Genomic DNA, 23570 nt, shown 5'->3' on the forward strand with positions numbered 1-23570 from the left:
TTATGAGTTAATGCAATGGGTGAACATTACTCCGCCAACAGGCCATATTATCAATGATAAATGGCGTAGGGAGCGACATACTCCCCCTTCTCGTTTCGGTACTTGACGTGCTTGCCGCCGATCATCTCGAGGGAGCGGGCCGACCACTCGCGCACCACGTGGACCTCGTCTTCCATACTCCGCTGCAAGGCCTTGATCGAGGCAGGACCGCCGATCGGACCGAGGGCCATCGCCGCATTCATCCGCACCTGCCAGTCGCTGTCGCCAAGACCGGCGATCAGGGCGTCCTCCGCGCGGGGATCGCGCAGCTTGCCGAGGGCGGTAAAGACCTCGCGCCGGTTGGGACCATCGACCCGGGCGAGCAGGGCGTCGAGGGAGGCGGGATCGGCGATGTCGCCGAGGGCCCGCACCATCCCCGCCCCGGCCACGTCCGAGGCCTTGGGCAACGCGGCGAGGAGCGCCGGCACCGCCTGGCGATTGAACTTGATCAGCGAACGGGTCGCGTACTTGCGCACCTCCGCATCCTGGTCATTCAGTGCGCTCACCAGCGCCGGGATCGCTGCCGGATCGCCGATCTCGCCGAGGGCCCAGGCGGCGACATAGCGCCGACCGAGGGCCGGGTCGGCGAGGACCTTGATTATCGCCGGCAGCGCCGCCTTGACCTTGAGGTTGCCGAGCGCCGCGATCACATGCTCGCGCTGTTCGCGGTCGGAACTGGCGACCTTGGTCAGCAGCTTCGGCACCGCCTTGTCGCCGAGATCGACGAGAATCTGGTAAGCCCTGCCGTTGACATTGTTTTCGGCCACAGCAAGAAGGTCGACCAGCTCGGAGACCGCAGCAGCGTCACCGCCCCGCGCCTTCCCTTCGAGGGCGCCGAGGTCGATGGGACCGCGGCGCTCGGTGCAGGCGACCAGCAGGGTCAGCAACAACAGGATCGACAGTAGGCGCATCACCAGACCTTGGTCACGGTAATATTGACGTCTTTGAGGACTTCACCCTGGCGAACGACGATCGCCGAAGGTTCAATCGTCCCCTGGTCGTAACGACCGTAAAGATCGCCGAGCTTGGGCGGGCCGCCAAACTTGTCCCGGGCCGCCAGGTAGTAGGTTCCACCCGCGGGAAGATAAAGCAGGTAACGACCATCGGGGCCGGTCTTCTCGGAAACAAACTTGGGACGCTCCGACATCTGCACATGGTCATAGACGTGAACCCGCGCCCCCTCCACCGGCTTGCCGTCGGCGTCGGTCACCAGGCCGGAGAGGCCGGTCTTGGTCACTTCGGTGTCGGTCGTCAGGCGGCGGCTGTCGCCAACTTTGGTGGGGGCGACGATGGTCAGTTCGCGCCCGGCTTCGGTCACGGTGATATTGATGAAGTCGCTCTTATTGTCCCCGGCCAGCACCGGCCCGGCATTCTCGCCGTTGACCCGGCGCCGGGCGACGACGATGTAATCGCCGGGCGGCAGTTGCAGATCAAAGCTGCCGTCAGCGCCGGTCGCTTCGGAGAGGGCAAAGGCCGGGCCGTAGAGGTCCATCCCCTTCTTGTAGACGTAGAGCAGGCTCCCCTCGAGGGGGGTAACGATGGTGCCATGCACCCGGCCGAGGCCGCTCCCCCCACCCGCCGCTGACGGCGCCGGCGTCTCCTGCTGGCAGGCGACAAGTCCGGTGAACAGGAAGATAAGAAGCAAAAGCGGCCAAACGGATCGACGCATCAAACGAACCTCCATAAAGTCAGGGACGGAGCAGAACCAGATGTTCCTCGGTAGTCGAGGCGTAATGTTCCATCAGCGTATTGTCCATCAGCGACAGCCCGAAGGCGACGCCGGCTTCGTCGCCGGGGACAAAGATCACATCGCGGGGATCGCCGGTATCGAGCTTGCGGTGCAGGATTACGGTCCAGCGCCCGTCGTGGTAGCTGGACATCGCCGGGATATCAGCGCGGCTCCCGGTAGGACGCTCGGTCAGGTAACCCGGAGCCTGGCTCCCGGCGGGCAGGAAGGCTTTGCTGACCGGGGTGTTGTCGGCCAGCACCAGCGGCGCGTCTCCCTTGGCGAAGGGCTGCAGCCCATCTTCCGGGTGGAGTGCGGCCTGGGAATTGGGCCGGAACAACTCGCCGGGGAGATCGCCGTGCATGCCGTCCTTGTCGAGGTAGCGATCGTCGGCGAAACCATGGCTGCCGGTGCGCTGTGCCTTCCAGTTCCAGAGATCGAGCTGCGTGCCGTCACGGGTCAACTTCATCTTGTTCAAGGCATGGAAGTTGTCGCCGCTGACGCCGAAATCATCGATATGGCAGGCGTAGGAGCAGGAGAAGCGGGGATAGGCCGCCCGGCTGTCCCAGAGCAGGCCGAAGCCGTCCTCGAAACCGCCGGTATTATGCCATTCCTGGCCATCCCAGCGCCAGTTCATCATTCGTTCATCGTGAGTGGCGTCGGCCCAGGAGAGTCGCAGCCAGAGCTCACTGTCCGTGTAAAAGGCGCGCAGATCGACTTCGACCGGATCGGGCAGAGACGCACCATGATGACAGGAGGCGGTTGTGACGTGAACCGTGTCCTGGTCGATATCGGGGATAAGCGCCTCCTTGTGGAGTCGCCCGCCCCGCACCGTGATATCCCGCGGCAACGCCCGTTCCCAATCGCTGGCATCCGGCGTGTGCCCAAGGTGCAGGGCATAGAGTCGGTCGGCAGGAACCTCCCGGCAACTGACCGGGAGCAGGAAGAGGCTGAGCAGGAGCAGCTTGATCAGTAAACGCGGATGAATCACTAAAATCTCCGGGGGATGAATTCGACCGCAACGGGCCGTGCCCCCGGGGAGTTTTAGCAAGGAGCATACCAGCGTCATCCCCCGCAACAGGGGGCTTTCATCAAGCAAAAAGGCCGGCATTCGGCGCCGGCCGGGTCAAGAGTGGCAGAATCCTGTCAACAACTCAGGAGAGGAGTTGATATTTTTCCAGCTTGTAGCGCAGGGTCGTGCGTTTGATGCCGAGGGCATCGGCGGCGCGGGTCTGCGACCCCCCTTCCCGCTTCAGCGTCTGCATGATCAGTTGCCGCTCAAGGTCTTCGAGAATCTCCGGCAGGCTGCCGCCCCGCTCGGGCAGCTCAAGGCAGATCTGCCCATCCCCCTGCAACCCCTGGGGAAGATCGCGCGGCGTGATCACCTCGCCTTTGGCGAGGACGACCGCGCGCTCGATGGCGTTCTGCAACTCGCGCACGTTCCCCGGCCACTCGTAGGCGAGCAGGCAACTCAGGGTGCGCGGCGCCAGATCCTGGATTTTTTTGCCGGTCTCCTGCACGTACTTGGCGAGGAAGTGGCGGGCCAGCCCCTCGATATCCTCGCGTCGCTCGCGCAACGGCGGCAGCTCGATATTGACGACGTTCAGTCGATAGAAGAGATCCTCGCGAAACGTCCCCTTCTTCACCTCAGTTTCGAGGTTTTTGTTGGTCGCCGCCACCAGCCGCACATCGCTGCGAATGGTGCGGGTGCCGCCGACCCGTTCGAATTCGTGCTCCTGCAACACCCGCAGCAGCTTGACCTGCGCGGTCAGCGACATCTCGCCGACCTCGTCGATGAAGAGGGTCCCCTCGTGGGCGAGTTCGAAGCGCCCCTTCTTGGTGGCGGTGGCGCCGGTAAAGGCGCCGCGCTCGTGGCCGAAGAGCTCGCTCTCCAGCACCCCTTCGGAGAGGGCGGCGCAGTTGAGGACGATGAAGGGCTTCTCCTTGCGCGGCGAGCTGAAGTGGATCGAGCGGGCGATCAGCTCCTTGCCGGTACCGCTTTCGCCGGTGATGAGGACGTTGGCATTGCTCTGCGCCACCGAGGAGGAGATCTCGAAGACCTCCTGCATCGCCAGCGACTTGCCGACGATGCCGGAGAAGGCGTAGCGCCCTTCCAACTCCTGGTGCAGATAGCGGTTCTCCGCCAGCAGCCGTTCCCGTTCGAGAGCCTTGGCCACGGTCAGCTTGATCTCGTCATTCTCGAAGGGCTTGGTGATGTAGTCGTAGGCGCCGGCGCGCAGCGCCTGGACCGCGCTTTCGACGGTGCCGTAGGCGGTGATGACAATGATCGGCAGGGCCGGGTCGAAGGCTTTCAGCTCGTGCAGCAGGTCGAGGCCACTCATCCCGGCCATCTTGATATCGGTAATGACAAGGTCGAACTGCTCGCCGCCGACCAGGCGTAGCGCTTCTTCGCCGCTGGCAGCAGTGGTCGGCTCGTACCCCTCGCGGGAGAGGACCCGGGAGAGGAGCCGCCGCATCCCTTCTTCGTCATCGACCAGGAGAATTTTTTCGGAGGCCATGCGAACCTTTCAGACCGGGTCCGGGTGGTGGTAGACCTTGTTCTTGCCGTGTTTCTTGGCCAGGTAAAGAAGGTCGTCGGTTGCCTTGAGGAGGGAATCGAGATCGAGACCATCGCGGGGATAGCAGGCGACGCCGGCGCTCGCCGTGACCCCGTGCCCGGAGATCGGGCCGAGGCTCTTCGGGGTCTCGGTCTGAATCGCCAGCCGTGCCCGCTCGGCGGCAATCAGCGCTTCGGCGAGGCCGGTCTCGGGGAGGATGGCGATAAACTCTTCACCGCCGTAACGGAAGACAATATCGCACTCGCGCAGGGCCTCCTGCAGGATATGGGCGACATCGACGAGAACCTTGTCACCGTTAGGATGACCGTAGGTGTCATTGAACTTCTTGAAGTCATCGACGTCGAACATGACCAGTGCCAGCGGCTTCTCGTAGCGAATGGTGCGCGCCATCTCCTCGCGGAAGACCTGCTTGAACTGGCGGTGGTTGTAGAGACCGGTGAGACCGTCGGTACAGGCGAGCTGCCGCGTCTTTTCGTGGAGGCGGGCGTTGTCGATACTCATGGAGGCAAAGGAGGCGAGGATCGAGAGGGGCTTGAGGCGTTTCTCGGGGAAGGTGCGCGGTACAAAATCATCGACATAGAGCACCCCGACAATCTTGTTCTGAACCTTCAGGGGGACCGCGATCAGGGAACGCAGGCCCTCGGCGACCGCCAGCGGGTTATTGAAGAATTCGGCGTTGGCGGTATCCTCGACGATGAAAAGCTCCCCCTCCTCGAGAATCCGATGGGTGAGACCGCCGGCCTTGACCTTCCAGCGCACCTTGGCGACGAACTTCTCGCTCAGGCCGGCATGACAATGGAGTTCCAGCTCCGAGCGTTCCTCGTCGTAGAGCGCGATCGACCCGGCCGGCATCTCCATGATCGCCATGGCGCTGCCGAGGATATTCTCCAGCACCTCGTCGAGTTCGAGAGAGGAGACAACCACCTGGGCGACGCTGAGGATCGAGCGCAGATCGCGGAGCTCTTCTTCGAGATGGGCGGCTTTGGGAGTGCGGCTGGTCATCGATAGGGCCCTGCTTTGGACGTAATCGCCATCCGAAGGTGGACGGTAACTGTGGGAAACTAGCATGCAGCGTTGGTATTGTCCACGATTTTAGGCGGATTGGAACCACTACCTTGCTACCTCTGATCATACAAAAGTTGTGCCGGAAAAGGAGAATTATTTTCCCAAAAAAGAAAGGCGTCACTCCTTGACAGCCACGACATCTTGTGGTTTAAATCACTCCCATCCACACAATGTTGAATTTCCTCCCCTGTAACTACCCGCTTCCCTGGTACCAATTCGGGCCCCCGGGTTCCGCTACCCAGCCGTAAAGGATAAGGATCATGAACAAAAAGACCAGTTCTGCCACCCTGGCCCTGTCGAAGAATGCCCTCACCGTGCTCGAACGGCGCTACCTGAAACGGGATGCCGAGGGAAAGGTCCTCGAAACGGCCAGCGACATGTTCCGGCGCGTCGCCGAGACGATCGCCAGCGCTGAGGACAAACTAAAGACCGGCATCGACAGCAAGGCCCTCGCCGATGAATTCTTCCGCATGATGACCAGCCTTGAGTTCCTGCCCAACTCGCCGACCCTGATGAATGCCGGGCGCGAGCTCGGCCAGCTCTCCGCCTGCTTCGTGCTGCCGGTCGGCGACTCGATGGAGTCGATCTTCGAGGCGATCAAGAATACCGCGCTGATCCACAAGAGCGGCGGCGGCACCGGTTTCTCCTTCTCCCGCATCCGCCCGGCCAACGACGTCGTCCTCTCCACCAAGGGGGTCTCCTCCGGCCCCCTCTCCTTCATGAAGGTCTTCGACGCCGCCACCGAGACGATCAAGCAGGGCGGCACCCGCCGCGGCGCCAACATGGGGATCATGCGGGTCGACCATCCCGACATCATGGATTTCATCATGTGCAAGCGCGACCAGACGGTGTTGACCAACTTCAACATCTCCGTCGGCATGACCGAGAAGTTCATGGAGGCGGTGGAGAGCGATGGCGAATACGAGATCATCAACCCCCGCGACGGCGAGGTCATCAAGATGATGCCGGCGCGCAAGGTCTTCGAACATATCGTCGATCTTGCCTGGACCAACGGGGAGCCGGGGATCATCTTCCTCGATCGCCTCAACCGCGACAACCCGACCCCCCTGGTCGGCGAGATCGAAGCGACCAACCCCTGCGGCGAGCAGCCGCTCCTCCCCTACGAGAGCTGCAACCTCGGCTCGATCAACCTGGCGAAGATGGTCAAGAACGGCGACGTCGATTGGGACCATCTCAAGAAGGTGGTTCATGCCGGCACCCGCTTCCTCGACAACGTCATCGAGGTCAACAAGTACCCGATCCCCGAGATCGACGAGATGACGCGCAGCAACCGCAAGATCGGCCTCGGCGTCATGGGCTGGGCCGACCTGCTGATCCTCTGCGGGATTCCCTACAGCTCCCCCGAGGCGGTGGCGCTGGGCGAGAAACTGATGAAGTTCATCACCGACGAGTCACGCAAGGCGTCGCAGGAGCTCGCAAAAGAGCGCGGCCCCTTCCCCAACTACAAGGGAAGCATTTTTGACAAGAAGGGCGCCAAGCCGGTGCGCAACGCCACCTGCACCACCATCGCCCCGACCGGCACCATCTCGATCATGGCCAACGCGTCAAGCGGCGTCGAGCCCCTCTTCGCCGTCTCCTATGTGCGCCAGGTCCTCGACAAGGACAAACTGATCGAGGTCCATCCCCTCTTCGAGCAGATCGCCAAGGAGCGCGGTTTCTACAGCAAGGAACTGATGGAGGAGATCGCCGAGCACGGCACGGTGCAGGATGTCAAGGGGGTTCCCGCCGACGTGCGCCGGGTTTTCGTCACCAGTCACGACATCACCCCGGAAGACCACATCAAGATGCAGGCGGCGTTTCAGAAATACACCGACAACGCCGTCTCCAAGACCGTCAACTTCACCCACGACGCCAGCCGCGAGGATGTCGCCACTGTCTACCGCCTCGCCTACAAGATGGGCTGCAAGGGGGTCACCATCTACCGCGATGGCAGCCGCGACATGCAGGTCCTCTCCGTCGCCAAGAAGGAGGAGCACCCGGAAAACGTGGTGCCGATGGAGTCGCGCAAGGGGAGCCGGAAACGTGACCGGCCCCGTGCGCTGAAAGGCGCCACCTACCAGATGGAGACCGGCTGCGGCCCCCTCTACGTCACCATCAACGAGGACAACGAGGGTCTCTTCGAGCTCTTCACCACCATGGGCAAGGCCGGCGGCTGCGCCGCCAGCCAGTGCGAGGCGATCGGCCGCCTCGTCTCCCTCGCCTGGCGCTCCGGCGTCCAGGCCCGCCAGGCGGTCAAGCAGATGATCGGCATCACCTGCCACAAGCCGGCCGGTTTTGGCGACAACCGCGTCACCTCCTGCGCCGACGCCGTCGCCAAGGCGATCCAGATGCATATGATTGACGAGGAAACGGACATGCACAGCCAGACCGGCGGCGCCTGCCCCGAGTGCGGTGGGCCGGTGGAACACGAAGGGGGTTGCTGCGTCTGCCATGCCTGCGGGTACAGCGAATGTGCCTAGGCTTTTAAAGCGATGAAGTCGGGAGGGGGAACCGATGAGTGAAACAACATTGAGATAAACGACCGTGGGGCAGATCGGCGCAAGCCGGCCTGCCCCGCTTCGTTTGAAGTTCATAGGACCTATGGGCGGTGTAAATCAGTTTGTGTAAATGGCTTGGGTTTTTGTCGTCAGTAAACCGGCAACCTGCCTTCGAACAAGATAGAGAACTGGTTGAGGGCGGCCTTCCAGTCCCGAATCGGCAGGGTCCATTTCTTGGCGATATTGTTTAGCGCCAGGTAGAGCAGTTTGAACATGGCTGCGTCGTTGGGGAATGAGCCCCGGTTCTTGGTGACCTTGCGCAGCGACATGTTTAGCGATTCGATCGCATTGGTGGTGTAGATCACCTTGCGAATCTCCGCCGGGTAGGCGAAAAACGGGGTGATTCTCTCCCAGTTGCGCCGCCAGGACTGGCCGATGGAGGGGTGGGTTTTATCCCACTTCGCTTCGAACTCCGTCAGGTTCATTTCGGCCTGCTCGGCCGTCGCGGCCTGGTAAATGGACTTCAGATCGGCCGCCACTTCCTTGCGCTGTTTCCAGGAGACGTAGCGGAGAGAATGGCGCACCATGTGAACGAGGCAGAGCTGGACCTGGGTGCGAGGAAAGACTGCTTCGATGGCCTCGGGGAAACCTTTGAGCCCGTCCACGCAGGCGATGAAGATGTCTTCGACACCCCGGTTTTTCAACTCGGTCACCACCTGTAGCCAGAACTTGGCGCCCTCGTTCTCGGCCACCCACATGCCCAGGACCTCCTTGATGCCGTCCAGGGTGACGCCCAGGGCCAGGTAGACCGCTTTATTGCTGACGTGGCCGTTGTCCCGCACCTTGACCCGGACCGCGTCCATATAGACGATGGGATAGAGGGCGTCGAGCGGTCGGTTCTGCCAGATCTTGACCTCGTCCGCGACGGCATCGGTCACGCTGGAAATGAGGGCGGGAGAGACCTCGACGCCATAAATCTCTTCCAGATGCCCCTGGATCTCCCGGGTCGTCATCCCCCGGGCGTAGAGGGAGATGATCTTGCCGTCGAAGCCGGCGAAGCGGGTCTGGCCCTTGGGAATGATGAGCGGCTCGAAGCTGCTGTCCCGGTCACGCGGAACCTCGATCGGCAGTTTGCCGAATTCGCCCTTGATGGTTTTGGCCGACTTGCCATTGCGGGCATTGCCGCCTTTCGTGGCCACGGGAGCATGCTTCTCGTGCCCCAGGTGTTGGGTCAATTCCGCTTCCAAAGCTCGTTCCAGAAGGGCCTTGGTGAGCTGTTTAAGCAAGCCGGTTTCGCCGATCAGGTCTTCGGGCTTCTTGTAGTCGGCAAGCAGACGGTCCAGCAGATCTTTTTCGATGGCCATGGGGGCTCCTTAGAGGGTGGGGTCCCGGTGTACCCCTGAATGGCCATTTACACAATCTTTTTTACACCCTCGACCTATGGGTCCCATAGGTCCTATAGGACTTAGGAACACAAGCGAGGGGGGAAACATGCCGGAGGGTTTCATCCCGCCGCACGGCGGCTATCGCAGTCTGTTGTCCTATCGCAAGGCCGAGATTGTCTACGACGCCACGGTCTTCTTCTGCGAGCGCTTCATCGACCGGCGCAGCCGCACCCGTGACCAGATGGTGCAGGCGGCGCGCTCCGGCAAACAGAACATTGTCGAGGCCAGCGTCGCCTCGGGGACCTCGAAGGAGATGGAGATCAAGCTGACCAACGTGGCGCGGGCCAGCCTGGAAGAACTGCTGGAGGACTACCGGGATTTCCTGCGCGTTGGCGGTGCGCCCCTGTGGGACAAGAACAGCCGAGAAGCCCGCTTCGTACGCAATCTCGGCAGTCGGTCCCAAAAGTCTCATGAGTCCTATGCGACCTATAGGACCTATATTGAAACCCGCCCGCCCGAGGTGGTGGCCAACATCCTCATCTGCCTGATCCACCAGGCCAATTACCTGCTTGACCGGCAAATCAGGCAGTTGGAGCAGGCGTTTCTTGAGGAGGGGGGCTTGCGCGAGCGGATGACCAAGGCGCGGTTGGAAGCGCGGAAAGCAAAATGAAGGTCTGAAGACCTTGGGGGTGATGGGAGGCCAGCGATGGACAAACCCCTGGGAATAAATTGGAAAACCTTTCGCAATTGGGTCCCGGAGTGGCGGGAGCGGTATCTTGAGGAGCAGAGGTTGAACTCGTGACGCGGGAGAAACTGAAGAAGCTGTCTAAAAGCGGTCTGGCCTGCGTTCATGGATGCCCTCCTGAAGTGCCAGGAAGGTATCACTCGAAGGCAGGTCGAAGCGATTTCAAATCGAAAAAAGAACAGTTATGTCAAAGATCAAAAATATTCAGTAAGTTACATGAGGGTGTAAAAAAGATTGTGTAAATGGCCATTCAGGGGTACACCGGGACCCCACCCTCTAAGGAGCCCCCATGGCCATCGAAAAAGATCTGCTGGACCGCCTGCTTGCCGACTACAAGAAGCCCGAAGACCTGATCGGCGAAACCGGCTTGCTTAAACAGCTCACCAAGGCCCTTCTGGAACGAGCTTTGGAAGCGGAATTGACCCAACACCTGGGGCACGAGAAGCATGCTCCCGTGGCCACGAAAGGCGGCAATGCCCGCAATGGCAAGTCGGCCAAAACCATCAAGGGCGAATTCGGCAAACTGCCGATCGAGGTTCCGCGTGACCGGGACAGCAGCTTCGAGCCGCTCATCATTCCCAAGGGCCAGACCCGCTTCGCCGGCTTCGACGGCAAGATCATCTCCCTCTACGCCCGGGGGATGACGACCCGGGAGATCCAAGGGCATCTGGAAGAGATTTATGGCGTCGAGGTCTCTCCCGCCCTCATTTCCAGCGTGACCGATGCCGTCGCGGACGAGGTCAAGATCTGGCAGAACCGACCGCTCGACGCCCTCTATCCCATCGTCTATATGGACGCGGTCCGGGTTAAGGTGCGGGACAACGGCCACGTCAGCAATAAAGCGGTCTACCTGGCCCTGGGCGTCACCCTGGACGGCATCAAGGAGGTCCTGGGTATGTGGGTGGCCGAGAACGAGGGCGCCAAGTTCTGGTTACAGGTGGTGACCGAGTTGAAAAACCGGGGTGTCGAAGACATCTTCATCGCCTGCGTGGACGGGCTCAAAGGTTTCCCCGAGGCCATCGAAGCGGTCTTTCCTCGCACCCAGGTCCAGCTCTGCCTCGTTCACATGGTGCGTCATTCTCTCAAATACGTCTCCTGGAAGCAGCGCAAGGAAGTGGCGGCCGATCTGAAGACCATTTACCAGGCCGCGACGGCCGAGCAGGCCGAAATGAACCTGACGGAGTTCGAAGCGAAGTGGGATAAAACCCACCCTTCCATCGGCCAGTCCTGGCGGCGGAACTGGGAGAGAATCACCCCTTTTTTCGCCTACCCGGCGGAGATTCGCAAGGTGATCTACACCACCAATGCGATCGAATCGCTGAACATGTCGCTGCGCAAGGTCACCAAGAACCGGGGCTCATTCCCCAGCGATGCAGCCATGTTCAAACTGCTCTACCTGGCGCTGAATAATATCGCCAAGAAATGGACCCTGCCGATTCGGGACTGGAAGGCCGCCCTCAACCGGTTCTCCATCTTGTTCGAAGGCAGGTTGCCGGTTTACTGACGACAAAAACCCAAGCCATTTACACAAACTGATTTACACCGCCAGTTACATACGTACATTCGAAATTAGCCTTTATTCACCGCCATCCCCCACGGCCGCTTCCTGACCCTGCTCCTCGCCTACCCGGTGCGGGAAATCTATTTCCGCATCGCCAACGCCGAAGGTTTCTGGGGCTATTTTTCCCCCTCGACTTCATCATGTCGACCTCGATGATCTATAAGCTGGTCGAGTGGGCAGTGGCGGAAGTGTTCGGCGGCGATTTCGGTATGGCCTACCTGGGAACCCAGGGGGACATCTGGGACGCGCAAAAAGACATGGCGATGGCAAGTCTCGGCGCCCTGATCGCGATGCTTTTGACCCTGGCGTTGAACCGTTACATCCAGCGGGATTTTGCCCGCGAGTGGGCCGACAGCCTGCGCATCAAGCATCCGCAACCACTCCGGGAAGAGGAGATCGCCCGGCTCTGGAAGGAGAAAACGGGTCGTAACTCCTGACCTCCGGGAAATCACTTTATCGCGTGGCCGCGTTTGGCGTACAATCCGGCAACACCGGGAGAGGCATCCAATGCAAGAGGCACTGAACGATCTGGAGAACGCCGGCATCCTGAACCGGGAGCAGGCAGGGCTGCTGCGCCGGATCTACAGCCGCGAGCTCTTTTCCGTCCATTGGGAGCTGCGCCTGCTCCTCTACGCCGGCATCCTGCTGCTGACCACCGGCCTCGGCCTTTTGATCGCCAGGCACTTCGCGTCCATCGGCCACCTCGCCCTGCTCGCCGCCATCGCCCTCGGCTGCGCCGGCTGCTTCGCCTACTGTTTCAGCCGCGGCGGCGGGTTCTCGACAGAGAAGTTGTCGCCCCCCAATGCCGCCTACGACTACCTCCTTTTCCTCGGCTGCCTCCTCCTCGGCACCCTGCAGGGCTACCTGGAAATCCACTACCAGCTGCTGGCCGGGCGCTGGGGCTGGTGGCTGCTTGGCTCCGGGCTCTTCTACCTGCTCTGCGCCCACTACTTCGACAACCGCCTCGTCCTCACCCTCGCCCTTTCCACCCTCGGCGCCTGGCTCGGGGTCAAGTCCAGCCTGCTCGGCGGCGCCATGTGGGAGCATATCCTGCGCGGCAACGGCCTGCTCTTCGGCACCCTGGTGATCACCGCCGGCGTGGCCCAGCACCGGCTCGGCTGGAAGCGCCACTTCCTGCCGATCCACCTCCATCTCGGCGTCAACCTCCTCTGCGCCGCCCTCGTCGCCGGGGTCGGTTCCCGGCCGCAGGGGAGCTACTACCTCGCCGGGCTGCTCCTGGTCGGGGGCGGCAGCGCCTGCTACGCCGAGCGCAGCCGCAACTTCGCCTTTCTTCTCTACGCCGTTCTTTATGGCTACCTGGGGCTCACGATCTTTATCCTTTCCCGCACCCACTGGGACCTGATCGGCATCCTCGCCTACTTCCTGGTCACGGCCGCCGCCCTCGTTTCGGCCCTGGTCGTCTTTCACCGTCGCTTCCGGAGCGCCGAATGATCGAACTCTACCGCAACGGTGAAAAGCGGGTGCAGGTGGTGGAAGAAGCGCGGCGCTGGGAGCAGGCCGGCATCGTCTCCCCCGCCCAGGCGACGGTGGTGAGCGAACGCTATCGCCCCGAGCTGGTGCAGGTGAATCTCTTCATCCGGATTTTGCTCGCCCTCTTCACCGCCCTCGGTCTGGCCGCCCTGGCAGCCCTCCTCGCCGTCATCCTCGATGTCGAGGAGCTTGGCCTGGCAATCTTCTTCCTCCTCTTTGCCCCGGCCTGCACCATGATCGCCGATCGCACCCTGATTCACGGCCGCCGCCTCTACCGCTGCGGCGCCGAAGAGGTCCTGCTCGGCTGTGCCGTCGGCTTTCTCGCCCTGGCGGTGGGCATCTTCGGCCACGAACTGGGACGTACCACCGAGCAATTCGGCTGGCTCCTGGCACATGTGGTCGTCCTGGCCGGTGCGACGGCACTGGCGGTCCGTTACGGCTACGCGCTGGCAGCGCTGGCGGCCGTGGCAACCCTGGCCGCCCTCCCCTTCCATCTCGCCGACGCCCTGCCCTGGTACGGCCAGGCCTGGTCCCGGGCCATTCTTTTTCTTCTCCTCGCCACCACCGGGATCTGGGCGCAGTGGCAACGGGCGCGCCGGGACGACCTCCCCCGCGGTTACCGCTGGTGCCTGGAGGTTGTGCGCCTTGGCGCCCTCACCGGCATCTACCTTGACGTCAACCTCTACGCCCACCGCCTTCTCTGGCGGCAACTGCTCGGCGAGTCGCCCGGCACCGGTTCGGTCCCCTGGACCGACCCGCTCTGCGCCGCCCTCACTGCCCTCCTCCCGCTGGCGGCCCTGCTGCTGGGGCTGCTGCGCCGCGACCGGGCGCTGCTCTGGTACGCGGTGCTGACCGCCATCGCCTCCATCCTCACCCTTAAGTATTACATCCACTTCGGGCACCTCGCCGAGGAGCTGACCGCCGCCGGGCTGCTGCTGGCGGGGCTCGCTTTTTTTCTGCTGCGCTGGCTGCACAACGGCAAAGACCGGCGCCGCGGCGCCTTTACCGCCGAACCATTGCTGGAGCCCCGTCTCTACGGGCTCGACGCCGAGGCGTTGGCTGCGCTCCAGCCGGTCGCGCCGACCCCGCGGGAGGCAGCGCCCGCGGGATTCACCCCGGGAGGCGGCAGTTTTGGCGGCGGCGGGTCGTCCGGGGGGTATTAGGCATCCGGCAAAAAACGTCGCTGACGGCAGGAAAAGGGAAACCCGATCCCCGGATTGGCGGTTTTCGTCCGTCGCTCGACCTGCGACCGCAGGCCATTCTCAGCGGTTGTGCAACGACCGGAAGCTGACCATCTTTCCCGCTTCTTCATCGTAGAGGTTGAGGCACAGCGAACCGAGACTCTGGCGCCAGGAGAGGGGCGGTACGGTTTGCAGTTCGGGGACAGCCTCGTAACATTCCTGCAGGTGATAGTTCGGAATGCCGGGGCGCATGTGGTGGACATGGTGGAAACCGATATTGCCGGTACACCACTGCAGGAGTTTCGGCAACGGGTAATAGGAGGCGCCCCGCATCACGACCTGCCAGGGGTCCCAGGCGTCATGACGCGCCCAGTAGACCCCCTGGAACTGGTGCTGGATGTAGAAGAGCCAGACCCCTCCGGTCGCGGCGACCATCAGGACCGGCAGCTGCACCAGCAGGTAGGTTTTGAATCCGATGGTCAGGCTGGCGACGACGATAATGGCGGCGAGGGCGAGGTTGGTGGCGATCACGCTGAAAAAATCGATTCGCTTCGCGCCCGGTGAGGGGTAGCGGTTGCGCAGCAGAAAGTAGTAGAGGGGGCCGATACCGAGCAGAACGAAGGGATGCCGGTAGAGCCGGTAGGCAAGACGCTGCCGTGGCGGCGCGGCGCAGTATTCCGCCACGGTCATGGTGGTGATATCTCCCAGCCCGCGCCGGTCGAGGTCGCCGGCCGTGATATGATGCCCGGCGTGACTGCGCCGCCAGTCGTGAAAGGCGGTAAAGGCCAGGATGCCGCAGAGGTAGCCCAGATTCCGGTTCCAGCGCGGCGATTTAAGCAGGGAACCGTGGGTACAGTCATGAAAGAGGATGAAGATTCGGACCAGAAGGCCGCCGGCGATCACCCCGAGGGCGAGAGTAAGCGCATAGGGGACCCCCTTTTTGATAGTCCACACCATCAGGGCCAGCAGCAGGAGATACGGCAGGAGGGTGGTAAAAAGTTGCCGCCGGGCAATACCGGTATCACGCTCTGCGAAGCGGGCCGTCGACCGGTACCATTCCGGTTTCTCAACCCGGGTGACGACCAGGACGGGATTGAAGGACATGGCAAGCTCCTTCGCTATTGAGTGGGTAGGATGACAACGAAATCCTGCGCCAACGCAGCACACAATTCGCAGATAAATTTACCCAACCACCCTTCCCTCGTCAAAAGCATTTCTGCTAGGCTTTGCGTAGAGATAAACGACTGGCAGCTCTTCGCGGCCAGCGGAGGGATCATGTCCCCAATCCAATCTTGCCATCGCTATTGGAGATTACTTGGTGCGTTTTTTCTTGCCGCCCTACTGCTGGGCGTTGCGCCAGCTCTTGCGGCTCCCGCCAGCCCTCCCATCAGCGAACACCTGAAAAATTTCCACCGGCTCGATGACCGGGTATACCGCTCCGCCCAGCCGGACGAAGCGGGGTTTGCCGAACTCAAGTCCCTGGGAATCACCCATATCCTCAATCTTCGCGAATTCCATCGCGACGCCGCCGCCGACATCACCGGTCTCACCTTCTATCGGGTGCCGATGGCCGCCGGCTCGATCACCACCGAACAGGTCGTCGAGGCGCTGCGCATTATTCACCAGAGTGAAGGACCGATCCTGGTCCATTGCTGGCACGGCTCCGACCGCACCGGCCTGGTCAGCGCCATGTACCGGATTGTTTTCCAGGGCTGGGACAAGGAAGCCGCCATCCGGGAACTGACTGAGGGTGGCTACGGGTTCCACGCCTTCTGGTACGGGAATATCCCCAGGTTCATTCGTGACGCCGATATCGCGGCGATCCGGCAAGCGGTCCTGGCACCGCCGGACGACAACTGTTAGAATCGTCCCGGACCGGCGTATCGAGCGGAGATCCTTCACCACGAACGGGACCTCGCCCGCCGAACAGGAATAAACCGGATGAAAGCAGCCACTTTCAGCCCGACCAGTCGCACCCCCCGGGTTCTCCCCCATTGCACCGGTTGCGGCCACTGCGTCGCCGCCTGCCGTCCCCATGCCCTGAGCCTGGAGACGGAGAATCCCAACGGTTTCGGCCGCAAACGGGCCCGGATCGACACCGCACGCTGCAGCGGCTGCGGCGAATGTCTCCCGGCCTGCCCTTACCAGGCCCTGATTTTGTGAGGATTGACGATGCGAAGGATGCGCAGAAAGGATCGGGAATTGGCGGTGGATGCCGCAATGGAACTCCTCGCCCGGGGGGAATACGGGGTGCTGTCGACCACAGATATCGATGGCCAGCCCTATGGTATCCCGGTCAGCTACGCCTACCGCCATCCGGCCATCTACATCCACTGCGCACCGGAGGGGCACAAGCTCGACAACCTGCATTTCAACCCGAAGGTCTCCTTCTGCGTGGTCGGCAAGACCAGAGTACTGCCGGAGCTGTTCAGCACCGAATACGAGAGCGTCATCGCCTTCGGCGTTGCTGCCGAGGTGGCCGGCGCCGAGCGGGAGAAGGCCCTGGTCTGGTTGCTGGAAAAGTATTCGCCGCAGCAGATCACTGCGGGCGAGGCCTATATCGCCAGCACGGGGCACCTTGCCAAGGTGATCAAGCTGGAGATCACAGCGCTATCCGGCAAGGCGCGCCGCGCCTGAATCGTTCCGCCGGGCTCCTGGCATCGCCCTTCGGCTGCCAGGGACTTTATGGGCGGTAATTTATTTGCCCCGGGGGTTGGACAAACCCGTTCTCAAAGTTTAAAGTTTTCAGACTGTTGGAGAACGACCAGACGATTTGAGCCGGCTTTGGCCGCCTCTTTATTCCCCCGGATCGGCCCCTAAGCATATTCCGGCAGGCGCCCCCGCAATGGAGAACCTCAATGTCCCAGGCCCTCTTGATCATCGATATTCAGAATGACTACTTTGAAGGAGGTACCATGGAACTGGTCGGCAGCGCCACAGCGACGGCGCAGGCCGGGCACCTGCTGCGAACCTTCCGCCAGCGGGGGCGCCCCATCTTCCATGTCCAGCATCTTGCCGCCCGTCCTGAAGCGACCTTTTTTCTTCCCGGCACTCCCGGCGCCCAGATCCACCACGAGGTGGCGCCGCAGGGGGACGAACCGATCTTCCAAAAGCATTATCCCAACAGTTTTCGCGACACCGGGCTCCTCGCCGCGCTGCGGGAGCAGCGCATCGAAACCCTGCTGGTGGCGGGCATGATGACCCACATGTGCGTCGATACCACGGTGCGGGCCGCCTTTGATCTCGGCTTTTCCTGTACCCTGGCCGCCGACGCCTGCGCCACCAGGGCTCTCGACTACGGCGGGGTGACGGTCCCGGCGGAGCAGGTGCAGGCGGCCTATCTTGCCGCTCTGAACGCTGTCTTCGCCAAGGTTTTGCCAGTAGCGGAGATCCTCCCCTGAACCCCTCCCCGGTCAAGGAGCAAGCCATGGACCCCTTCCTGCAGGCCGCTATCGAAGAAGCACGCCAAGGACTCGCCGAAGGGGGTATCCCGATCGGCTCGGTCCTGGTTCTCGACAACAAGATTATCGGGCGCGGTCACAACCGGCGGGTGCAACGCGGCAGCACAGTCCTGCACGCCGAAATGGATTGCCTGGAAAACGCCGGTCGCCTGAAAGCCGCCGACTACCGGCGCTGCACCCTCTATTCGACCCTTTCCCCCTGCGACATGTGCAGCGGCGCCGTCCTCCTCTACGGTATCCCCAGGGTAGTCATCGGCGAGAACCGGACCTTCCAGGGGCCGGAGGATTACCTGCGCGCGCGCGGGGTGGATCTGGTTCTGACGGGGAACCTTGAATGCCAGAGTCTGATGGAAGATTTCATTAAAGCCAATCCTGAGCTCTGGAATGAAGATATTGGGGAATAAAGGGATTTTTTTGGTATTGCAGATATTTTTCCCAGCGGAGGATAGATGAAAAACCTGGTTTGCATCCTGCTCCTCGCCCTGTTCTGGGCCACTCCCGCCGTTCCCCTCGAGGCACCCGGCATAAAGGCGCAGCAACTGGCAAAATCGACCCGAAGCTGGAACGGCGAGCCCCTCTCTACCTACCCGTCTGGCCAGCCTGAGGTCACGATCCTGCGCATCACCATTCCGCCAGGGGCCAAACTCCCCCGCCATGAACATCCGGTGATCAACGCCGGAGTCCTGCTCAAGGGGGAACTGACGGTGGTCGCCGACAACGGCCAGACCCTGCACCTGAAGGCCGGGGACCCGATCGTCGAGGTAGTCGAGACCTGGCATTACGGCCGCAACGAGGGGACCGAACCGGCGGAAATCCTCGTCTTCTATGCCGGTGTCGTCGGCACGCCGATCACCATCAAGGAAACAACGAATCCCTGAAGCGCCCCCTTCCCTGGCAAAAGACTTGCCCGGAAAAGAGATTGCGGCACCCCCGGCTTCGAACCGGGAGGTGCCGCAATGGGCAAAGAGGCGGAGGGTATCGCATCTTTGGTTTAGAAACGGTAACCAACTCCCAAGCCTGCCACGACCGGGTTAAGGTCGAGATCATACTTGACGCCGGCGATTTTCATCTCCGTCTCCACACTGAGATATTTCACATCGACATTGGCAAACCAGCTGTTTCCAAGCGCCACGTCGGCACCAACCTGGGCGGCCCAGCCGAGGCTGTTGCTGATATTGAAATCATTGATTCCGTTGGCTTTTTCTTTGAAGGGAATCACGCAATTGACTCCCAGCCCCAGATAGGGACTGATCATATTGTTCGGCACGAAATGGTATTTGACGGTCAAAGTCGGAGGCAGGAGCCAGGTCGACCCCAGGGAATCACCCTTGGAGGTGATTTCGTGGCGGCTTACACCCAGAATCAGTTCGGTGGACAGGCTGGGCAGGAAAAAATACTCGAGGTCAAGCTCAGGAGTCAGGTCGTTGGAAACTTCCAGGTCAAGGCTGGCAAGTTGGCTGTCGGCATCTTCGTTCGGGATGACGGCCAGTCCCCGGAGACGGATACCGTAGGGTTTGAAGTCTTCGGCGGCGGCGGTAGCAACAAGACCACCGACCATGATAGAAGCTGTTAACAGGCAGACAACGACCTTCCAAATCCTCTCGAATTTCATAGTGCTCTCCTTAGGTTGTTTGTGCATGATGGCGCAGCTGTTTGCGGCAATACCCTCCGCTCCTGACCTTGCATTTTCTTCCCCTTTCCCTCGGCGTGAATGGACCGCCCGGCGATCCAAAATATAACCGCAACGGTCATCTTTGTTGTCACAGGGCTACGTAAACGACCAACCAGGAAGGTCAGCGACATTTGCTGACCTTCCTGGTTATATTTTAATTCGTCTTTATTTAAAATATTCCAACCTTGTTGTCAAGCGGATTTTTTACCTGAGGTGAATTTTCAGCCTGGCTCCAGACACCTGCCGTTGTCACCGAGGTGAGCCAGTTCCCAAGACAGAGGTGGCAGGAGGATGTACTTCTGGGCCGGTTTGCTGATCAGGGGGATTTCCTTGTTGCCTCATGCCCACCCCTCGCCCAATCGGCGCCGCTGCCAAGGAGAGTGGACAGGATCGTGGACAGGAGGAACGGGGCAGGCTACCTGTAGCGATCGGAAGCGCCGATTACCAGGAAGTTTCTTCCCCGAGTTGAAAAAGGGAGGAAATGCGGGTTGCATTTTCTCCGGCCACTGCGGCATGATGACCTCCGCCGCCGTACCTGCGGCGAAGTCGTCCCGGAACCGACCAGGCCCTCTTGCAGCTTTGGGCGCAGCGGCAACGCCGGGGCTTACCCGAAGACTCAACAGGAATAACCTCAAGGAGACTGTTATGAGTGAGCTCCCCCCCTGCCCCGAGTGCGGTTCGCCCTACACCTACGAGGACGGACCCCTCTATGTCTGTCCGGAATGTTCACACGAATGGGCGATAACCGGGGAGATGGCCGCGTCGGAAGAAGAGGGTCGTCCCAGTCGGGATGCCAACGGCAACCTGCTCGCCGACGGCGATACGGTGACGGTGATCAAGGACCTCAAGATCAAGGGTTCTTCGGCGGTGGTGAAAGTGGGGACCAAGGTCAGGAATATCCGCCTGGTCGAAGGCGATCACGACATCGACTGCAAGATCGACGGCATCGGCGCCATGAAGCTGAAATCGGAGTTTGTCAGGAAGGTTTGATCTCCGGAACTAAGGGCCTGCAGCCGGGATGGAGCAGGAAGGAGCGGTTTTCGGATTATCGACCCATCTTCAAGGAGATACCATTCGATGCGGGTACATATTCTCCAGCATGTTCCTTTCGAGGGGATCGGCAGCATCGCCGAATGGCTGGCGGAGCGCGGGGCCCGGGTGACCACGACCCGGTTTTTCGTCGATCCGGCCCTCCCCTCCGCCCATGACCTCGACCTGGTTATCGCCATGGGCGGACCGATGAGTGTCAACGACGCCGCCGACTACCCCTGGCTGGCTGCCGAGAAAGTATTCCTGCGGGCGGCTATCGAGGGTGGCGTGGCGGTCCTCGGCGTCTGCCTCGGGGCGCAGCTGATTGCCAGCGCCCTCGGCGCCGCCGTCTACCCGAATACCCACAAGGAGATCGGCTGGTATCCGGTCCGGGGCTGCCCCGGCCCGGCGGACCTTTTCACTTTCCCGGCCAGCTGCAAGGTCCTCCACTGGCATGGAGAAACCTTCGACCTCCCGCAGGGGGCCCACCTGCTTGCGAGCAGCGAGGCCTGCCACAACCAGGCCTTCCAGCTCGGCGACCGGGTCATCGGGCTCCAGTTCCACCTCGAATCGACACCGGAGAGTCTCGATGCCCTGCTGGAAAACGGTCGGGAGGAACTGGTCGGCGCACCCTTCATCCAGACCGAGGAGGCGATTCGCGGCGCCGCCCCCCAGTGGCTGCCGGCGGCCAACCGGCTGATGATTGAAGTGCTGGACTATCTCTGCCGCTGACCGCTTCACCTTGCCAGGGGCGCTCCCTTCATCCTCTTTCCATGAGTTCTGACAGAAGACGGGAAAATGGCCGTCGATTTTACCGGCGCCGGTTCTCTGCCAGCGAATCCCCCTCCTGAACCGGGAAGAAATATCCGGCCAGCATGCCGCTGCAAAGACCGACGAGGGGGACCAGCTGCCAGCCAAAGGCGGCGCGGAAGCTGTGCTCGATGGCGAAGCCGCCACCAAGTCCGGCGTAAAGAAAAAAAGCGAGCAGGGCCAGGGTGTTGAAGCGGACCGCGAAACCGAGGGGATAGACCAGCGGCAGGGCTCCGAGCAGGGGGAGGGAGAAGGTCAGAATCGGTCCGATCCCGCCGGTCAGACAGAACCCGAAAAGACCGGCAATCGCCCCGACCGGGCCAAAACCGTGGGGCAGGCTGCCGAAGAGGAGAAGGTGCAAAAGGCTGCCCAGCCCGCCGGCGACAACCGCCAGGCCGAAATAAAGCAGTCCAAAGCGCAGGCTGCCAAGGCGTGGTTCGAGGGCCATACCGAGCGCCCAGAGAAAGAGGAGGCTCCCCCAGAGTTGCCCACTGCGCACGTGCAGCAGGGGCGAGAGAAGCACACCCGGAATGACATTCCAGGCCGCCGGTCGCCCGGGGAAGAATGCGAGATTGTCCGCTACCATCCCTGGCGACAGATGGATTACCAGCCCGTAATAGAGGAGCGCTCCCAGCACCACCAGGGTATAGGTCACCTTGCGCGGCCACCATTCCTGGCGCCGATCGATGCGCAGGTAGGGTTCCATCTCGACGGCAAGGTTGTTGCCGAAGCCGTCAAGGAGGTCATGGTCACTGAAGACCGAGGAGAACAGCAGGACCAGCAACAGAATAGTCGTCAGGATGATAAAACCGATCAGTTCGAGGTGCCGGCCAAAGAAGTACCCCTGCAGCAGGGAGACCCCAATCCCCACTGCCAGCCCCGCCAACGCCAGCCGGGCGCGGGTGTCGAGTTGGGAAAAGGCGGGGCCTGCCTTGACGCTGACCTCATCGGCTTCGTTCGAGACGCCGAACATGCTCTGCTGCAGTTCCTCGGCCTTGCGTTTCTGTGCCGCCTCGTACTTCTCAAAGAAGATCCCGCAGGCGACGCAGGTTTGCCCCTTGACCTGAGCCTGCCCGCAGGCCGGGCACTTGAAGTCGGGGACCGCCCGGCGCGCCGGCGCCACTGTCCGCGGCCGCTCCGGCATCGGCGGCGACGGCGCCTGCATCGGTTCAACCTCGACCAGTGCCCCAAGCCGCATCAGGGCATCCCGAAAACGGTTTGCCGCGTCCAGCTCGGCATTCTTCTTCAGGACATGGGCCCCCCCTGCGAAGAGGCGCTCGATTTTGTCCATGCTGAACCCGGAAAACTTCTGCAGGTTGGCCTTGACTTCATCCTCGTCGAAATCGAAGCCGATCTCCCCCTTGAACACGACCTTGAACAGGTTCTCACTCATACCGGTCCTCCTGCAAAGCACGTCAAAAAACCGATCGCGTGCTCATTTTTGTCATTCCAGGCAGCACCCCTCCCCAGAGCCACCGGAGCATCCGCGTCCATACCCGCCACGGCAAAGCGCCGGAACCAACAGCTTCTGCACACCCCTCGCGAAAATTCACGGTTGCAGCAGCCTTGAACCGGCCAGGCAGAGGGTCGTCCGTTCGGGGATTGGCGTTCAACCGTAGCAAATAAAAGGCCAATCCGACCGCCCCTTGACAATCGCCGGGGATGGCGGCATAACAGCCCCATTGGCAACCCCCAACCATCCCCTTCCCTTTTCGATCAGGAGTTCGACGATGAGCACTGGCAACCCGTTAATCCAGATGGAGACCTCCCTGGGTGAAATCCTCCTCGAACTGGATGCCGCCAAGGCCCCCCTTTCGGTGGCCAATTTCATCCGCTATGCCCGGTCCGGCCATTATGACGGCACGATCTTTCACCGCGTCATCCCCGGGTTCATGATCCAGGGGGGCGGCATGACGCCGGAGATGCAGGAACGGCCGACCGCGGAGCCGATCCGGAACGAGGCTGCCAACGGGCTCAAAAACCGGACCGGGACGATCGCCATGGCCCGCACCGCGGAAGTTGACAGTGCGACCGCCCAGTTTTTCATCAATACCGCCGACAACAAATCTCTCGATCACGGCGGACTGCGCCCGGAACTCTTCGGCTACGCCGTCTTCGGCAAGGTCGTTGACGGCATGGATGTGGTCTACACCATCGAGCAGGTCGCCACCGGCGCCAGCGCCGGCCACCAGGATGTCCCCGAAGAACCGGTGGTCATAACCGCCGTAACGGTGATCGACTGACCGCCAAGGATCATAGCCTCTGCCACTCTGGCCGTCCGCCTGTTTCAAGGTAAACTGGAGAGAAGCCACTCCCTTGCCCTGCAAC

At 61.7% G+C, this 23570-nt stretch carries 24 protein-coding genes and 1 pseudogene; 15 read left to right on the forward strand and 10 right to left on the reverse strand.

Going from position 1 to position 23570, the window contains the following annotated elements; genetic code table 11:
* Positions 1–50 precede the first annotated feature (50 nt).
* The 5 genes from DBW_RS10090 to DBW_RS10110 all read right to left on the reverse strand — a co-directional run bounded on the left by DBW_RS10090 (position 51) and on the right by DBW_RS10110 (position 5346).
* Entirely contained in the window at positions 51–950 is a 900-nt protein-coding gene (locus tag DBW_RS10090; protein ID WP_066727404.1) for a HEAT repeat domain-containing protein, read from the reverse strand.
* Entirely contained in the window at positions 950–1708 is a 759-nt protein-coding gene (locus DBW_RS10095; protein WP_197463630.1) for a carboxypeptidase regulatory-like domain-containing protein, read from the reverse strand. The genes DBW_RS10090 and DBW_RS10095 overlap by 1 nt, the downstream gene beginning before the upstream one ends.
* 19 nt (positions 1709–1727) lie before the next feature.
* Positions 1728–2756 carry an ethylbenzene dehydrogenase-related protein gene (locus tag DBW_RS10100; RefSeq protein WP_066727408.1) on the reverse strand — a complete coding sequence of 343 codons (1029 nt, stop codon included), beginning with the start codon at positions 2754–2756 and terminating at the stop codon, positions 1728–1730.
* A gap of 163 nt (positions 2757–2919) precedes the next feature.
* Positions 2920–4284: a sigma-54-dependent transcriptional regulator gene (locus tag DBW_RS10105; protein ID WP_066727410.1), complete on the reverse strand. Its 1365-nt coding sequence runs from the start codon at positions 4282–4284 to the stop codon at positions 2920–2922.
* A gap of 9 nt (positions 4285–4293) precedes the next feature.
* The gene (locus tag DBW_RS10110) at positions 4294–5346 is read right to left on the reverse strand and encodes a sensor domain-containing diguanylate cyclase (protein WP_066727411.1); all 1053 of its coding nucleotides are present in this window, start codon (positions 5344–5346) and stop codon (positions 4294–4296) included.
* A 323-nt stretch (positions 5347–5669) separates the two neighbouring features.
* On the opposite strand from DBW_RS10110, the gene DBW_RS10115 reads away from it, so the two are divergent.
* On the forward strand, positions 5670–7889 hold the full coding sequence (locus DBW_RS10115; protein WP_066727412.1) for a vitamin B12-dependent ribonucleotide reductase: 2220 nt from the start codon (positions 5670–5672) through the stop codon (positions 7887–7889).
* A gap of 167 nt (positions 7890–8056) precedes the next feature.
* On the opposite strand, the gene DBW_RS10120 is transcribed toward DBW_RS10115, so the two are convergent.
* Positions 8057–9271: an IS256 family transposase gene (locus tag DBW_RS10120; RefSeq protein WP_066722594.1), complete on the reverse strand. Its 1215-nt coding sequence runs from the start codon at positions 9269–9271 to the stop codon at positions 8057–8059.
* 127 nt (positions 9272–9398) lie between these two features.
* Between DBW_RS10120 and DBW_RS10125 the strand changes: the two genes are divergently transcribed.
* Complete coding sequence (locus DBW_RS10125; protein WP_066727414.1) at positions 9399–9962, forward strand: four helix bundle suffix domain-containing protein; 564 nt, start codon at positions 9399–9401, stop codon at positions 9960–9962.
* Here the strand turns inward: DBW_RS10125 and DBW_RS19070 are convergent.
* Complete coding sequence (locus DBW_RS19070) at positions 9854–10144, reverse strand: DUF4372 domain-containing protein (protein ID WP_082820289.1); 291 nt, start codon at positions 10142–10144, stop codon at positions 9854–9856. The genes DBW_RS10125 and DBW_RS19070 overlap by 109 nt on opposite strands.
* Before the next feature lie 182 nt (positions 10145–10326).
* Here DBW_RS19070 and DBW_RS10130 point away from each other — a divergent pair, with 182 nt between their 5' ends.
* The 4 genes and pseudogenes from DBW_RS10130 (at position 10327) to DBW_RS10145 (ending at position 14252) form a co-directional block, all read left to right on the forward strand.
* A complete protein-coding gene (locus DBW_RS10130; protein WP_066725512.1) occupies positions 10327–11541 on the forward strand; it encodes an IS256 family transposase in 1215 nt (404 codons plus the stop codon).
* 108 nt (positions 11542–11649) lie between these two features.
* Positions 11650–12035: pseudogene (locus tag DBW_RS10135) on the forward strand (DUF2238 domain-containing protein); the annotation flags it as partial.
* A 70-nt stretch (positions 12036–12105) separates the two neighbouring features.
* On the forward strand, positions 12106–13050 hold the full coding sequence (locus DBW_RS10140; protein WP_066727420.1) for a DUF2157 domain-containing protein: 945 nt from the start codon (positions 12106–12108) through the stop codon (positions 13048–13050).
* Complete coding sequence (locus DBW_RS10145) at positions 13047–14252, forward strand: hypothetical protein (RefSeq protein WP_066727421.1); 1206 nt, start codon at positions 13047–13049, stop codon at positions 14250–14252. Before DBW_RS10140 ends, DBW_RS10145 begins: the two co-directional genes overlap by 4 nt.
* 99 nt (positions 14253–14351) lie before the next feature.
* On the opposite strand, the gene DBW_RS10150 is transcribed toward DBW_RS10145, so the two are convergent.
* On the reverse strand, positions 14352–15374 hold the full coding sequence (locus tag DBW_RS10150; protein WP_066727423.1) for a fatty acid desaturase: 1023 nt from the start codon (positions 15372–15374) through the stop codon (positions 14352–14354).
* Between the two features lie 171 nt (positions 15375–15545).
* On the opposite strand from DBW_RS10150, the gene DBW_RS10155 reads away from it, so the two are divergent.
* From DBW_RS10155 to DBW_RS10180, 6 genes are all read left to right on the forward strand, one after another.
* Positions 15546–16133, forward strand: a complete 588-nt coding sequence (locus DBW_RS10155; protein ID WP_066727425.1) for a dual specificity protein phosphatase family protein — start codon at positions 15546–15548, stop codon at positions 16131–16133.
* 78 nt (positions 16134–16211) lie between these two features.
* Positions 16212–16433, forward strand: a complete 222-nt coding sequence (locus DBW_RS10160; RefSeq protein ID WP_066727426.1) for a 4Fe-4S dicluster domain-containing protein — start codon at positions 16212–16214, stop codon at positions 16431–16433.
* Between the two features lie 18 nt (positions 16434–16451).
* Entirely contained in the window at positions 16452–16907 is a 456-nt protein-coding gene (locus DBW_RS10165) for a pyridoxamine 5'-phosphate oxidase family protein (protein ID WP_231875317.1), read from the forward strand.
* 221 nt (positions 16908–17128) lie between these two features.
* A complete protein-coding gene (locus DBW_RS10170; protein WP_066727428.1) occupies positions 17129–17671 on the forward strand; it encodes a cysteine hydrolase family protein in 543 nt (180 codons plus the stop codon).
* Between the two features lie 26 nt (positions 17672–17697).
* Positions 17698–18135, forward strand: a complete 438-nt coding sequence (locus DBW_RS10175) for a nucleoside deaminase (protein ID WP_066727429.1) — start codon at positions 17698–17700, stop codon at positions 18133–18135.
* A 45-nt stretch (positions 18136–18180) separates the two neighbouring features.
* Complete coding sequence (locus DBW_RS10180; protein ID WP_066727430.1) at positions 18181–18609, forward strand: cupin domain-containing protein; 429 nt, start codon at positions 18181–18183, stop codon at positions 18607–18609.
* 113 nt (positions 18610–18722) lie between these two features.
* On the opposite strand, the gene DBW_RS10185 is transcribed toward DBW_RS10180, so the two are convergent.
* Positions 18723–19343: an OmpW/AlkL family protein gene (locus DBW_RS10185; protein WP_066727431.1), complete on the reverse strand. Its 621-nt coding sequence runs from the start codon at positions 19341–19343 to the stop codon at positions 18723–18725.
* A 705-nt stretch (positions 19344–20048) separates the two neighbouring features.
* Between DBW_RS10185 and DBW_RS10190 the strand changes: the two genes are divergently transcribed.
* Positions 20049–20393 carry a zinc ribbon domain-containing protein YjdM gene (locus DBW_RS10190; protein ID WP_066727432.1) on the forward strand — a complete coding sequence of 115 codons (345 nt, stop codon included), beginning with the start codon at positions 20049–20051 and terminating at the stop codon, positions 20391–20393.
* 87 nt (positions 20394–20480) lie between these two features.
* Complete coding sequence (locus DBW_RS10195; RefSeq protein ID WP_066727433.1) at positions 20481–21164, forward strand: type 1 glutamine amidotransferase; 684 nt, start codon at positions 20481–20483, stop codon at positions 21162–21164.
* Positions 21165–21243: 79 nt separating this feature from the next.
* Here the strand turns inward: DBW_RS10195 and DBW_RS10200 are convergent, their stop codons facing one another.
* Positions 21244–22635 (reverse strand): rhomboid family intramembrane serine protease, encoded by a 1392-nt coding sequence (locus DBW_RS10200; protein WP_066727434.1) that lies wholly within the window; start codon positions 22633–22635, stop codon positions 21244–21246.
* 337 nt (positions 22636–22972) lie between these two features.
* Here DBW_RS10200 and DBW_RS10205 point away from each other — a divergent pair, with 337 nt between their 5' ends.
* Entirely contained in the window at positions 22973–23485 is a 513-nt protein-coding gene (locus DBW_RS10205; protein WP_066727435.1) for a peptidylprolyl isomerase, read from the forward strand.
* The last annotated feature ends 85 nt before the right edge of the window (positions 23486–23570 follow it).

The sequence above is a fragment of the Desulfuromonas sp. DDH964 genome (genome assembly GCF_001611275.1).
GTDB lineage: Bacteria > Desulfobacterota > Desulfuromonadia > Desulfuromonadales > DDH964 > DDH964.